This is a genomic window from Pantoea sp. SGAir0215 (genome assembly GCF_043543215.1).
Window position 1 is genome coordinate 1 of sequence record NZ_CP028032.1, and the last position, 14,274, is coordinate 14,274.

The 14,274-nt window shown below is 45.6% G+C and carries 13 protein-coding genes; 7 read left to right on the plus strand and 6 right to left on the minus strand.

Annotation, left to right across the window (positions count from 1 at the left end; genetic code table 11):
* Entirely contained in the window at positions 1-1,233 is a 1,233-nt protein-coding gene (zigA, locus tag C1N64_RS21015; protein WP_033742321.1) for a zinc metallochaperone GTPase ZigA, read from the plus strand.
* 125 nt (positions 1,234-1,358) lie between these two features.
* On the opposite strand, the gene C1N64_RS21020 is transcribed toward zigA, so the two are convergent.
* Complete coding sequence (locus C1N64_RS21020) at positions 1,359-2,729, minus strand: aldehyde dehydrogenase family protein (RefSeq protein ID WP_033742323.1); 1,371 nt, start codon at positions 2,727-2,729, stop codon at positions 1,359-1,361.
* A 459-nt stretch (positions 2,730-3,188) separates the two neighbouring features.
* Here C1N64_RS21020 and C1N64_RS21025 point away from each other — a divergent pair, with 459 nt between their 5' ends.
* The 4 genes from C1N64_RS21025 (at position 3,189) to C1N64_RS21040 (ending at position 9,178) form a co-directional block, all read left to right on the plus strand.
* Entirely contained in the window at positions 3,189-4,118 is a 930-nt protein-coding gene (locus tag C1N64_RS21025; protein ID WP_006122024.1) for a RepB family plasmid replication initiator protein, read from the plus strand.
* A gap of 1,842 nt (positions 4,119-5,960) precedes the next feature.
* Complete coding sequence (locus C1N64_RS21030; protein WP_039339560.1) at positions 5,961-7,160, plus strand: AAA family ATPase; 1,200 nt, start codon at positions 5,961-5,963, stop codon at positions 7,158-7,160.
* A gap of 7 nt (positions 7,161-7,167) precedes the next feature.
* Complete coding sequence (locus C1N64_RS21035) at positions 7,168-8,139, plus strand: ParB family protein (protein ID WP_033742325.1); 972 nt, start codon at positions 7,168-7,170, stop codon at positions 8,137-8,139.
* Positions 8,140-9,034: 895 nt separating this feature from the next.
* On the plus strand, positions 9,035-9,178 hold the full coding sequence (locus tag C1N64_RS21040; protein WP_205954606.1) for a hypothetical protein: 144 nt from the start codon (positions 9,035-9,037) through the stop codon (positions 9,176-9,178).
* A 1,462-nt stretch (positions 9,179-10,640) separates the two neighbouring features.
* Here the strand turns inward: C1N64_RS21040 and C1N64_RS21045 are convergent.
* Complete coding sequence (locus C1N64_RS21045) at positions 10,641-11,012, minus strand: RidA family protein (RefSeq protein WP_006122018.1); 372 nt, start codon at positions 11,010-11,012, stop codon at positions 10,641-10,643.
* A 22-nt stretch (positions 11,013-11,034) separates the two neighbouring features.
* Complete coding sequence (locus tag C1N64_RS21050) at positions 11,035-11,367, minus strand: hypothetical protein (RefSeq protein ID WP_162286566.1); 333 nt, start codon at positions 11,365-11,367, stop codon at positions 11,035-11,037.
* A gap of 334 nt (positions 11,368-11,701) precedes the next feature.
* Between C1N64_RS21050 and C1N64_RS21055 the strand changes: the two genes are divergently transcribed.
* Positions 11,702-12,427, plus strand: coding sequence for a YoaK family protein (locus C1N64_RS21055; protein WP_205954604.1), 726 nt, complete (start codon positions 11,702-11,704; stop codon positions 12,425-12,427).
* Positions 12,428-12,751: 324 nt separating this feature from the next.
* The gene (locus C1N64_RS21060) at positions 12,752-12,946 is read left to right on the plus strand and encodes a hypothetical protein (RefSeq protein ID WP_072193608.1); all 195 of its coding nucleotides are present in this window, start codon (positions 12,752-12,754) and stop codon (positions 12,944-12,946) included.
* 77 nt (positions 12,947-13,023) lie between these two features.
* Here the strand turns inward: C1N64_RS21060 and C1N64_RS21065 are convergent, their stop codons facing one another.
* The 3 genes from C1N64_RS21065 to ycgZ form a co-directional block, all read right to left on the minus strand.
* On the minus strand, positions 13,024-13,278 hold the full coding sequence (locus C1N64_RS21065) for a biofilm/acid-resistance regulator YmgB/AriR (RefSeq protein WP_205954603.1): 255 nt from the start codon (positions 13,276-13,278) through the stop codon (positions 13,024-13,026).
* Between the two features lie 142 nt (positions 13,279-13,420).
* The gene (locus tag C1N64_RS21070) at positions 13,421-13,708 is read right to left on the minus strand and encodes a hypothetical protein (protein ID WP_033742341.1); all 288 of its coding nucleotides are present in this window, start codon (positions 13,706-13,708) and stop codon (positions 13,421-13,423) included.
* Positions 13,709-13,872: 164 nt separating this feature from the next.
* Entirely contained in the window at positions 13,873-14,118 is a 246-nt protein-coding gene (gene ycgZ, locus C1N64_RS21075; protein WP_033742343.1) for a regulatory protein YcgZ, read from the minus strand.
* Between the last annotated feature and the right edge of the window lie 156 nt (positions 14,119-14,274).

Genomic DNA, 14,274 nt, shown 5'->3' on the forward strand with positions numbered 1-14,274 from the left:
ATGTCAGGCCACTTTCTTTCATCGCCCACAGACAAACGTTTGCCCGTTTCCGTGCTGTCCGGCTTTCTCGGGGCAGGCAAAACCACCCTTCTCAACCATATCCTCAATAACCGTGAAGGCAGGCGCATCGCCGTGATTGTCAATGACATGTCGGAAGTCAACATCGATGCAGCCTTAGTACGTAATGGCGGTGCGGCACTGTCTCGTACGGATGAAAAGCTGGTGGAAATGAGCAACGGCTGCATCTGCTGCACGCTACGTGAGGATCTTTTGCTGGAGGTGAAACGGCTGGCGTCGGAAGGTCGTTTCGACCATCTGGTCATTGAATCAACCGGCATTTCCGAACCGCTGCCCGTTGCCGAAACGTTTACCTTTGCCGATGAAGAAGGTGAAAGCCTGTCGACGGTGGCAAGGCTGGATACCATGATCACTGTTGTGGATGGTTATAACTTTCTTCGTGACTACCGTTCACTGGACTCCTTACAGGCGCGTGGCGAATCACTGGGCGAAGAGGATGAGCGCTCGGTTGTGGATTTGCTGATCGATCAGATTGAATTTTGCGATGTTTTGATTGTGAACAAAACCGATCTTATCAGCCATGAGGATCAACGCACGCTCAAAGCGATGCTGCACAGGTTGAATCCACGGGCGCGCATTATCACCAGCCATTTTGGTAATGTTCCGCTCGATCAGGTACTGGATACCGGCCTGTTTGACTTTGACCAGGCCGCTCAGGCACCAGGCTGGCTAAAAGAACTTCGCGGCGAGCATCAGCCAGAAACAGAAGAGTACGGTATTCGTAGCTTTGTCTATCGCGCAAGGCGTCCGTTTCATCCTGAACGATTCTGGCATGCGGTTAATCATCAGCTTGAGGGGGTGATTCGTTCGAAAGGTTATTTCTGGCTGGCCAGCCGTCCTGAATATGCAGCGTCGTGGTCTCAGGCGGGTGCGATAGCCCGGCATGGCTATGCAGGCAGCTGGTGGGCCAGTATCCCGCGTGATAAATGGCCACAGGACAGTGAATCCCTCGCGTTTATTGCCGACAACTGGATAGACGGGACAGGCGATGCACGACAGGAACTGGTTTTTATCGGCATCGATATGGATGAAACGGCAGTGCGTGCTGCGCTTGATCACGCCTTGTTAACCCCTCAGGAAATGGCGGCGGGGCCGGGATACTGGGTGACGCTTTCCGATCCCCTGCCCGGCTGGTTCGATGACGCAGAATCGTAACGGATCTTTTTCTGCAAAGGATCCTGTTTTGTGTCAGGCAGAAATCAATGTTGTTGTCCGATGGGAAAAGACAGTAAGCCGGCGCACTGCTGCGCCGGTAGACTCAGGGGATAAGAAAATACTGGTTAGCGCCGGTTTTTCCAGACTGTCTGAATATTACAGAACTCATGGACGCCAAAGTGCGATAACTCACGACCATAGCCACTCTTCTTCACGCCACCGATAGTCACGCGTGGATCGGATGCACCATTGCCATTAATAAATACAGCACCCACTTCGAGGTTTGCCGTCATCTGCTCAGCAAGATTGGTGTTGTTCGTCCATACCGTTGCACTGAGTCCGAATTCGCTGTTATTAGCGATTTCCAGCGCATGATCCGCATCACGGGCGACTGCGATAGCGGCGACAGGCCCAAAAAGCTCTTGCCTGAAGGCTGTCATGTCACTTGTTACATCAGACAGGATCGTCGGTGCATAATAATTGCCCTGCCCTGCTATTTTTTCGCCACCTAACACCAGACGTGCACCTTCACGCAGACTCGCTTTGACCTGGTCATCCAGTTCATCGCGGAGATCGTAACGGGCCATTGGGCCAATGTACGTTTGTTCATCCAGCGGATCGCCGATTTTAAGCGCCTTAACGGCTTCAACAAAACGCATTTCAAACGCTTCCGCAATCGGCGCTTCAACGATAAAGCGTTTCGCTGCCATACAAACCTGCCCGGTGTTCTGGAAACGGCCTGTGACTGCGGATTTAACGGCTTCATCAAGATCAGCATCGGCCAGCACGATGAAAGGATCTGAACCACCTAACTCCAGCACGGTTTTTTTCAGCGCCGCACCCGCCTGGGCAGCTATAGCGGCACCCGCCCGGACGCTGCCTGTTACTGCAACCGCTGCGATGCGATCATCCCGGATTGCGGTTGAAACGCCTTCGTTATCGACGTTTATCAGGTTAAAACCGCCTTCAGGCAGATCTGTAGCATCGAACAGCTCTGCCATCAGCATTGCGCTTCCCATGACATTAGGGGCGTGTTTCAGCAGATAAGTGTTACCCGCCAGCAGCATCCCTACAGCACCGCGCAGAACCTGCCAGAAGGGGAAATTCCAGGGCATTACCGCCAGGATAGTCCCGATTGGCCGGAATGACTGCCACGCATCGGGAATCTGTGAGGGTTGGTCTTGCAGCATGGCAGGGCCAAATTCAGCGTACCAGTCACACAAACTGGCACATTTCAGGATCTCTGCTCTTGCCTGTGCAACAGGTTTACCCATTTCCAGGGTTATCATTCGCGTCAGTTCTGGCTCACGCTGGCGAAGTTGTTCGCTCAGTTGACGAAGTACGTTGACACGCATGTCCATGCTGCTTTGCCGCCACGCTTTACTGGCCTTGGCACTTGAGTCTAACGTCTGCTCCAGTTCAGAAGCGGTTTGCATTGGATATTTTGCAAGAATTTCACCCGTTGTGGGATTACGGGAAATGGCAAAGTCAGTCATGATCGTGATCCTTATTAATGACGAAATTCTGTCACCATACGCCGTAGTAATACTGATGAAAAATGAATAATAGTGATGAACTTGTTTCTGATAAATGAAGGTACAAGTGAGTGCGTTTGTCCGGGACGGGTGGCAGTTACCTTATCGTTTTTATAAAAAACGCTATTCAGAGAAACATCACTATGATCTGTTATCGCTGAGTTATCCACTTATACAGTGAATAGTTCCTATATAACGATCATAGAGAGATCCATAATAGATCCAAAGAGATCCCCGATCGCTGCAGGCCGCGCCACACAAGGGCTGAGAGGGGGTTGGTGTTCACTGTAATCAGCAAACTATTCACTGTAATCAGTACTTTATTCACTACACACTGTAGAAAGTTCACTATAATCAGTGCTAATGTTCACTGTAATCAGAAAACGATCCTTTTCATCCACAGAATGAAGATCTTATCCCATGGCAGATAAAGATAGTGAAAACAAAGCGTTACTAGAGCCTTTTCTGTCTGTGACTAAAAACAGCGGTGAAGTTATTCAGCTTCATCCCAATAAAAATAACACTGTTCAGCCTGTTGCCTTGATGCGACTGGGACTGTTTGTACCAACGCTTAAATCCACCGCGCGCGGGATTTCAGGCGCGATGGCGTCCACGGATGCGACGAAAGAACTTAAAAACCTCTCGCTGGTGAAAGCGGAAGGGTATGAAAAGATTACCATCACCGGTGCCAGGCTGGATATGGATAATGATTTCAAGACATGGGCAGGCATCATCCAGTCTTTTTCGCGTTATCCTACTCAGGGCGATACGGTCACGCTGCCCTTTATCGATTTCGTTAAAATGTGTGGAATACCTTCAGCAAACTCTTCTGCTGCCTTACGTAAGCGGCTTGATGCATCCCTACGGCGAATTGCGACCAATACCCTGTCATTTGAAGGAAACGGTAAGGCCTATCACACGCACCTTGTTCAGTCTGCCTACTATGATCGTGAAAAAGATATTGTTCGCATACAAGCTGATCCCAAGCTTTTTGAGCTCTATAACTTCGATCACAAGGTTTTACTTCAGCTACGCGCCATCTCCCGTCTGAAACGTAAAGAATCGGCTCAGGCGCTCTATACGTTCCTTGAGAGCCTTCCCACCAACCCTGCGCCTATATCACTGGCACGCCTGCGTATGCGCCTGAATTTAGGATCTAAAATTACGACGCAGAACCACGTTGTGCGACGCGCAATGGAGCAGCTTAAAGAGATTGGCTATCTCGACTATTCTGAAGTCAAACGCGGACGCTCTGTGTTTTTCATTATCCACAGCAGGACGCCTAAACTGGATGGTATCGGCAATCTTGAAGGCATTGATACCCTTGAAGACATTGAATTTGAAGAATAGCGCGCACATTTACTGTAATCAGTAAGTTTTGCGTTGCAGTGTCACTTTTAACTAAAAAGTGACACTGCACGCCAGTTCATATACTTCTTTCACTCCTTACCTACAATCATTCACTGTAATCAGCGGCATTCACTATAGTCAGTAACGCCGCTGAAGTTATGCTGTTGGAACGTCTGCCATCTGATTTTATTTTGATAATATTTCAATGACTTATAAGTAAGTATGCGCTTACTATTATTTTATTAATTTTCTGCTTATCCTTTTTTGCCTCGCCTTGCTGATTACAGTGAATACTGGCTGCGTTTATTCGCGCCCTGCCTTTCACTGATTACAGTGAACGTTTGTGGAGAATGATATAACTGATTATAGTGAATATTGTTATTAATTAATTGATTTTATTTGTATTTTTTTGGGTTAGACAACGCAGGGTTGAACACGTTGGCATTAATGAACAATCACACTAAAAAAGTGACAGGGTTAGTGGAACGCTGATTACAGTGAATGTTATGACGGGTTAAGCCGACAAAATGCATTTACTGATTCCAGTGAATCTGTCCTCTGTTCGTCACGAGGTTCCTGCTGATTACAGTGAACGTTCCGAAGTTAGATCCAGATTACTGACGGTGGCAGCTACGTTTACTGATTACAGTGAATGCTATCGACGTGTCATGGATGGACCACAAAGTCAGGCAGAGGCTGATTCAGATCAGGGCGTTTACTGATTACAGTGAATGTTACAGGGAAGCGTATCATTCTTATAGCCTTCCAGCCTGATGCCATGAGCATTTTCTCCTTCTGAAGGCTGCAAGTGTTACTGATTACAGTGAATATTCAGGGGACCGGGCTGATGAAGCCTCTTCCGGACTTCTCTACCCGACAACAAAGACTGCCACGCTGGTATGGGGTTTCTCCTACTGATTACAGTGAATGTTTACGTCATTCCCCTTCCCTGTTTATTTTTCGCTAAAGGCTCGTCACGGTCTGTATCGCTACGCCTTTATCGCCAGGTCCGGCCTTAAAGCTGGCCCGGCATCACTTACTGATTACAGTGAATGTTTTAGTCGATGCCTTTCCACATCTGTTGCGACAGAAGCAAGTCGTGTGGCAAATAGCGGCATCTCTGTGGTCAGGCTTTTCATCTGCAGGCAACTGGAAGGGATACTGATTATAGTGAACATTGCGGATGTATATGTTCGCTCTGTCAGATTTTTAGAGAGTTAGCATTGAGACACAGCTTGCTTCAGTGAACACAGGATGGGTCCAGAACGCCTCCGCTGAGTCTGAGTAATAGATATTGATGCTGAATCACCTGCTGTGCTGTTTTAGCTGTCTGTCATCCTGATTCTGACCACACGCTCGGCGCTCATCCGCTACTGAATACAGTGAATCTTTTACTGATTACAGTGAACGAATACAGGTTAAAAGGCACCTGCTGGTCAGATGCCCGTTAAATACATTCGCCAGCAGTGACGCCACAAGCGCGGTAGCTGCTGACCCTCTGCTACGCAGTTTTGCGCTCATGTGATCGGCGGGCTTTACTGATTACAGTGAATGTTCGCTTCTCGTTGTACGTACTGACGTTCTACTTTTCCTGTATAAACCGAGCGAAGATAGCCTCACGGTATCTTTGTCCAGCTGTGTGGGCGAGACGGATTAAGTTCATCCTCCTGTATAGTTCACTCCTGAACGCATCGCAGATGCTTATTACAGTAAATTATGTGTATAGCGTCACATAAATCATAAGTTCAGCATTAAACACAGCATAGCGTTTATAAGATAAATTCTTGCCCGATGTGCAGGATTTAGGTATAAATTCGTAAATCCTACATATCTGGAGTAAGTATGGCTAACGATGACAGTCAGGTCATGAAAGTTGCTCAGCGTTCTGAACGGATGCTATTGAGCCTTACTGAACAAATTCAGGCGCAAAAGCTTGAGTTACAGGAAAACAGTTATTACCAGATTTATGCGAAGGCTGCGCTGGCTAAACTGCCAAAATTAACCCGCGCCAGTGTGGATTATGCTGTCAATGAGATGGAAGAAAGTGGCTACCAGTTTGATAAGCGTGCTGCGGGAAGTTCGGTCAAATACGCCATGTCCATACAGAATATCATTGATATCTATCACCATCGCGGCGTACCGAAATACCGTGATCGCCATCCTGAAGCCTTTACATTATTTGTCGGAAATTTAAAAGGCGGCGTATCTAAAACCGTTTCGACAGTTTCTCTGGCGCATGCGCTTCGCGCTCACCCTCACCTGCTCTATGAAGACCTGCGCATTCTGGTTATCGATCTTGACCCACAATCCTCAGCCACCATGTTTTTAAATCATGAACGCTCAGTCGGTTTGGTTGAGGCTACGGCCGCGCAGGCCATGCTACAGAACGTGAGTCGTGACGAGCTGGTGAATGAGTTTATCGTATCGTCCATCATTCCGGGCGTGGATGTGCTACCCGCCTCCATCGATGATGCGTTTATTGCATCTAGCTGGGATGAGCTCTGTGCCACGCATCTTCCAGGACAGAATGTCCATTCAGTGCTTTATGACAATGTTGTCTCAAAACTCAAAAAAGATTACGACTTTATCTTCATCGACAGTGGTCCCCATCTGGATGCCTTTTTAAAGAACGCGATTGCTGCTTCTGATCTTCTGATGACGCCGGTGCCGCCTGCACAGGTGGATTTTCATTCCACTCTCAAATATCTGACGCGTTTACCTGAGTTGATTGGCATCATTGAAGAATCGGGGGCAGAGTGTCGCCTTCAGGGAAATATCGGCTTTATGTCGAAACTCTCGAATAAAGCTGACCATAAGCTGTGTCACAGTCTTGCTAAAGAAATTTTTGGCGGCGATATGTTAGATGCAACGCTTCCGCGACTGGATGGTTTTGAACGCTGTGGAGAGTCATTTGACACCGTTATATCTGCTAATCCATCCACCTATGTGGGCAGCAGCGAAGCGCTAAAAAATGCGCGTTCTGCCGCTGAAGATTTTGCAAAAGCGGTTTTTGACCGCATCGAATTTATTCGCCTGAACTGAGGTTTTTATGAGTGCAAAAAGAATAACGATTGGTCGAACCTTCAGCCAGACGCCGTTAACTACCGAAAAATCCTCTGAACTCCCCTCACAAACCTTTGTGCTTTCGACGGGGAAACGCGCCGTGTTCAGGTTTAATCATATACCTGCCAGCGAAGTGGCTGCTAAAACCTTCGTAAATATGGAAACCAATGGTCGCGACCAGTCTGGTCTTACACCTGATTCATTACGCGACATTATTCGTACCATCAAACTCCAGCAGTTTTTTCCTGCCATTGGCATCATGCAGGACGAACGTATCGAGATACTGGATGGTTCAAGGCGACGGGCCGCAGCGTTGCACTGTAAAACCGGTCTTGATGTGTTGGTTACCGATGCTGCAATCACACCCGATGAGGCACGCAAGCTTGCACAGGATATACAGACGGCGCGCGAACATAATTTACGTGAAGTCGGCATGCGTTTGCTTGCGCTTAAAGAAGGCGGACTTTCACAAAAGGAAATTGCTGAAAATCAGGGGCTGTCTCAGGCTAAAGTGACCCGTGCATTACAGGCGGCGAGTGTGCCTGCCGATCTGATTTCGCTTTTCCCCAATCAATCTGAACTGACTTATCCTGATTATAAAGCTCTGCTCCAGGCTTCAGACAAGCTCAGTGAAACAGGGCAATCAGTTGACGCATTGATTAATGCGATTTCTGCTGAAATCGATGTGGTCAGAGCGCGTGAAAATTTAGCTGAAGATGAGCTAAAGAATAATATTCTTCGCTTAATCCGTCAGGGCAGCCAGACGTTGATTAAAGAGCCCGAAAAAGACAAAACCACTGCCATTGCGCTGTGGTCTTTCGCAGATAAAGATCGTTTTGCGCGTAAAAAAACGCGAGGAAGGATGTTCAGTTATGAATTTAATCGCCAGTCTAAAGAGCTGCAGGATGAGCTGGATAAAGTGATCTCAGAAACCCTGAAAAAATTCATGACACGATGAGCGTATAACCCTGACCAGGCAAATAGCCTTTGCCTGGTTTCTTTCCTCCCTTCCTGCTTTGTTTATGCTGCTATTTACACTCGCAATTTCAGGCTGAAATCGCCATCTAATAGTCTTCCTTGCTGATATTAATATATTGAAAAGTAAGTTCTTTTTTATCTCAGTGCCGTAAAATTTCGCCCGAAATTCTGTTTTGGGTCTTGGTTGTGCTGGTCGAAATTGTGCATGATCTGTAAGACTGTAATGAAAGCCTGACGTTCAGAAATCCGGTCTTATAATCATCTTATGGATGATATTTGTTCAACCGCTTGCGCTTTTATCAGCTCTTCATGCTGTCTCTCGACTGTTCGTACTAAAAGGAAAGTTTGAAGGAGTGATGGAATGCTTTGATGTTACGCTATTACGGCGATAAATTTGCGATTTTCTCTTATATATACCTGTATTATATAGCTTTTATTTTGGCGATTTCACCCTGAAATTTTTCTAAAACTGCCAGCAATGTAAGCCTCATCGATATGAGCTGACACCGTATCCTCACTAAACTTATTTGCCGTGAGAAAAGCTGATAAACAATAAAATTATCAATAATGACGATATACAGAAAATATCCCTTAGTTATCCACAGAAAAAGTGGATAACTAAGGCTGTGATGGATAAATCACTCTGTATGATGATGTGCTAACGGGAAAGTATTTGGTAATGAATAAGCCAAAGTTGTCAATGCATGGCACCATCACGATTTTGCCCGAATCTCTCTCTCACGCTGATTAGCGCCCTCATCCCTCTTTTCTTTACGAGTGAAGCCTGTAGTCGCCCGTACACTGCAGGACTGGGGCCAGCGAGTGAGGAAAGGTAAGACAAATGATATCACCGCGTTTTCTGTGAGGCGCTGTGAATGATGATGCAAATTCTCGGTGTATCAATAAAACCACTTAAGCCTGCAGGTTGCGTCAGTATCATTGCTGTTGAATCGGCCGCAAAACGTTTCAGGCACCAGAATACAGGTGACACCATCATTGGCTTTAATCTCACTTTTTGAAAACGAAGAAAGGCTTATTACATCTGCTCCGGCTAATCATGTTCAAAAGGATAAAGCGATGGGAGCTCAGATTTTAATATTGAATTCACTGTAATCAGTATTTTGGTGCCCTGAGCATGTTGCTCAGGCTTTGACGCTTACCGATGCTTCACACTACAGATTACAGTGAATCACTTGCCACGCATTGGTACCGCTGTTAGTCAGGAATATGCCGTTTACTGACGGCGCGGTGAGCAGCCTGGGATGAGTATGGCAATGACATGAGATCTCTCGCTTAGTCTGAAGCGGCCATATGTAAAAATGCAGTTGATTACTAATTACGGATTACTGATTACAGTGAACACCTGCTGCATGTTCACTGTAATCAGTGAGCCAAATGAGTTTGGCGATTTCAGGCTGAAATTTGGTCGTCAACCTTTCCGGGCGGAAGCTAAAAGCTAAGCCGTGAATGCGGTTACGCGCCTGAGTCAATGTTTACAACTCATCACGCTGAAACTGACTCGCATCGTTATTGAAGAAATACAGAATTAATATAATCCGGAAGGCCGCAAAGCGAAATCGGGTAAAAGTTAAAATTAATAAATCACGGCACTATAAAATGCGCGTCCAGCTAAGATGACCGTGACATTTTAGCGGCTTGCTGCATATCGCAAGCCTGCGGTACCCGTATTGCTGTCCGAGATTCATGTTCAGCGCGCTTGTCTTTCAGGCCGGCTCAATGACCTTAATATCAAGCGGTCTAGAGCTGCCACTAGCTTCGATCTTAACATCGCCGCAGCATCGCTGTTAGCCGTCCTTTTTATCTGTTTCTAGAATAAGCGTGCCAATAACGCAGTCATCTGTTCACGCGAACTGACTACAGTGAATACTCAAACATTTACTGTAGTCAGTGCTTCTCTTTGGCGATTTCAGGCTGAAATTCACATGTCATGGGTTTCTGAATGAATCCCTTTTACCAAGGCCCACGCGAAATACGAATTAATTAATCAGGTTCCTTTTGACAGGTACAGCCAGTTTGTCTGAATGAGAAAGCCTTATGCAGATAAACCGCAATTCTGGTTATGACAGGTATGCGAAAGGCTGATAAGTGAGCTGCGAAACGTCAGCCACTCGGTTTGTTATTCGTATCGCAACGACAATGTGGCATATCTGTATGGCATGTCAAAAAGCTTTCATAAGTATGAATACAAGCGCGATCGCTGCAATATTAATAGCCAGCCAGCATCTTTCGCGTTGAGCATGCCTGAAAACCAGATAGGCAAGAGGGGAAAGTATAAAAGCCGGCGTCATAAGAGGAATACCATGTCAACGTGCAGAGCAAACATGTACTGCACTTATCTGAAATGATGTGAAGTCAGAAAAGGATAGGTGATGGAAAATACATTAAGAACATGCTGTGCGAAAAGCATGTTCTTACCCGTTGGTGACATTACACGTATGAAAAGGGCAGGGCGAACTTTTCTTAAAGTGCAATGATCGCCTCAATCTCAATTAACAATTCAGGTGCAAAGAGGGCGTTAACCTGAACCAGTGAACTGGCTGGGAGAGCGGTGCCATAGCGTTTAAACAATACCTTACGAAGTGCATCAATATCAGTGAATGAAGTAATGAACAGGGTCACCTTTATCAAATTCTCTAACGACGTTTGCTCAGCGCTGGCGATAACCTCAAGCTGATCGAATATCGCTTCTGCCTGAGCTGCTATGTCACGCTGGCTTGCTGTCGTGCCGTGGGCGGTAAGGCCTGAAACATACAGTGTTCCGTTATGGCTGACGGCGTGGACATATGGCGCTGTTATTTGGCCCAGCGCAGCGTAGTTTTTGCGTTGCAGCATGATTAAGTGACCCTTTGCGCAGTTATTTATTGTGGGTGAGCAAGTGCTGGCACTGCGTGTTATTACTGGCGGCGAGTTGCTGCTGGTCGGGCGTCAGATTTTTCCAGACAGTGATGACACGTTTAGCCAGTCCCGGGATAAAATGGATTTTTTGCAATGCATAATCAGAGTTACTGCCTTCGATAACATTATTCATTGCATTGTATATCTGATGTTCATTTTGCTGAGGCACTGCACAGAGCACTGATACATAATAAGCTTCCTCTTCCGCATCATAATGCGGAACGAGCCACCAGGCCAGGCAAGCCAGCACAATAATTACAGGAACAATAAATTTAGGACCAACTTTTGCCATGATACAACCTTAAAAATATGACTGACAGTCTGCACAGTTACGGGTTTGGTTGCGTATCCTGCCATAAACATGAAGTGTTGTTAAAGCACATGGCTGGGGAAACAAGCGAAACAGTCTTTCGTTGTTTTATTAAATCAACTGCGAACACCCATTTTTAACATTTTTACGCGCCTTTTCGTTTCCTGTAAATAACTGTAAATATCAATATAATTAGGGTGTTATCTGTCCAGACTAGTCTGTATTTACCGTTACGTTTCTTAAAACTGACTATGCTAAAAAATCTACAACAGGCGAAATCATAAATGGTGCGGAAAAACAGTAACAGGGGAATCATATGCTGATAAAAAAGAAGAAATTGCGTTCACATACCGAAGACCGTTATCTTGCTCTGGCATTAGCGACAACGGCAGGTATTCTTAATGCCATGGCGCTTGGCGCGTTTGGTTTTTTTCCGTCACATATGAGTGGAAATACCTCTCAAATTTCAACTGAAGTTTTTACATCCGATTTTGACAGCCTCATCTTTCTTGCTGGATTAATTATGGCGTTTGTTGTTGGATGCACATCGGCAAGATTATTTATCATTGCCGGAGAAAGGCGAAAAATAAGGACGGTTTTTTGTCAGATTATCCTGGCCGAAGGAATTGCTCTGACGTCTGCTTCGCTGTTCGAGAAAATGTTTTATTCTCCTGAGTATAATGGTGAAGTGTTATTGATGCTGGCTTTCCTGATGGGATTGCATAATGCGACGTCTACCCAACTCTCAAATGGTCGTGTTCGATCTACACATATCACAGGTACGCTTACTGATGCCGGAATTGCACTTGGCACGTACGTCTCTTCGTTCGTTTCTCGTGCCGAACCCTGCGACAGACGTTTTGCTCAAAAGCAGTTACACACGCACCTGACTACCGTTTTTTCATTTTTGTCGGGCTGTATTGTCGGGTTAATTCTTTTTAAAGCTTATGCATTCAATGCGATGATTGCATTAGGTATTTTTCTGATCATCCTGGCAACATGTGCAATCCTCATCGCCTTAAATAATGCAAGGAAGTTTTAACATCTTATTTCATTGGGCAGCGATTAAGCTGCCCTGTCTTTGATATCACCCGAAAGCTACCCCCTCAGCACTAACGTAGGCATCATTAAATTTTCTTCTTATTCTGCCGTGTCATGAAATATAAATTTACTTAATGTCGTATTTTGTCAACTTATTCGGGAAGGAAATTTTGCCAGGTATATTAATTCAAAAAGATATAACCCGGAATGAAATCAAGATCATAACGCAATACTACCGCTTCGCTTACATTATATTTCGGTAATCTTCTTTGTTTTTAACATTATAAAAATGTTAGTCTGTATATATATACCAGTTGGAGGTTATGTGAATAACCATGAAGACAACGATATTCGTGCGTTGATTGGAGAAGTAGTCAGTGAGCTTTTAAAGATGGGCGAGCCCGTGCAGTTTCATCAAATTACAGATGCACTATTTCGTATGAGTCAGGACAGTGGTGATAAGAGAGTTAAACTTCTTTGCAAGCGCGCCATCCATTTTTTTGCGCGTAAAATGCATTAATGTTTATGGCTATAGCAAGGTGTTGCAGGGTAGGGGGAGCCAGGAAATGCTAATGATTTCATTTCCTGGCATGAACATTAAATGCCTGCGTCGTCCGGAGTACGGCCTACGACAATCTCCAGTGTGTTGCGTAACAATTCTGTCTGAGTTGCATCGTCAGTGCACTCAAGTTCAGCAATTAAGTAAAGAATGATAGCTTTATTCGTCACCCGCTTCTTATCGCTGACAATGTTTCTGATCACCCGACCAAGCAATTCAGTTTCTTTGGCGAGGTGATCGCCCTCACTGCGGAAAAATTCGATGATGGCTAAATCTGATGTGCTCTGTTGCATAGTCTCAATTCTCTAAGAAAATTGTCAGTTGAATAGCAGGAAGTCAGCCGACAGTATTATTATTTATCAGGGTTAATCAGGTAACTTACCTGTCTGCAATCACACCGCATCATCGCCGAATGACCAGCCACAAACATTAAGCTCAGTGCTTTTTAGAACCTTCAGGCGGACCATCATTGTTTAAACGGTGCTTATCACGTTCGGAAAGATCCACTCTTCGACGACTGTTTGCAGAAGCCATTCCTTTTTGCACTTCAACGATGGCAACTTTAATCGCACGCAGTCGTGTTGCATCTTCCGTTTCGCCCGCCATCACCTCAAGCTGGGCAATTAATGCATTGCTGGAAATCGGACTTTCGGACTTGAGTAAGGTCAGCACGGCCTCACCTATCATCACATCCGTTATTTTTTCTTCTTCACTTCTGTACATACTGGCTTCTCTGATTACGAATGTGTGGCCATAGTCCGGTCACGATGACGGGGACAGCTAACCTTCCCGCGTCAGCTGTGGACAGTACACTCCCTGTGACTAAACGCAGTACTGTCCGATCAGAATTTACTTTAAAAACGAATTAACGATTAATGCAAAATTTATCAGCCTTCACGGCTAAACAGCAAACCAATCAGGGCCTGATAATGCTGCTGTTGTTCTGATGAAGCGCACCCATCAAGACGATGGAGAAGTTTACTGCAGATAGCTTTACGAGAGAGCGTTTGACCAGCGCGAAGGAGTTCCACAACAATTTCGCCCAATGTTTCCTGCTGAGAGGGCTGGCTGGCCTGGTTAAAATAACGGGCAATGTCGCTGGTATTATCCGGTGCATGTCCGTTCTGACGCATGCTCATATCCTCAAGTGGTTAAAATATACTTCGCCGCTAAGCGAAAGTTATACATGTTTTAAAAACTTGTACAGAATTTTGATGATCTTGAAGGAATATTTTTGTGCAAAAAATGCTAATTGAGGTAAAACAGAGGGTTATAGAGGTTGGCGTTTA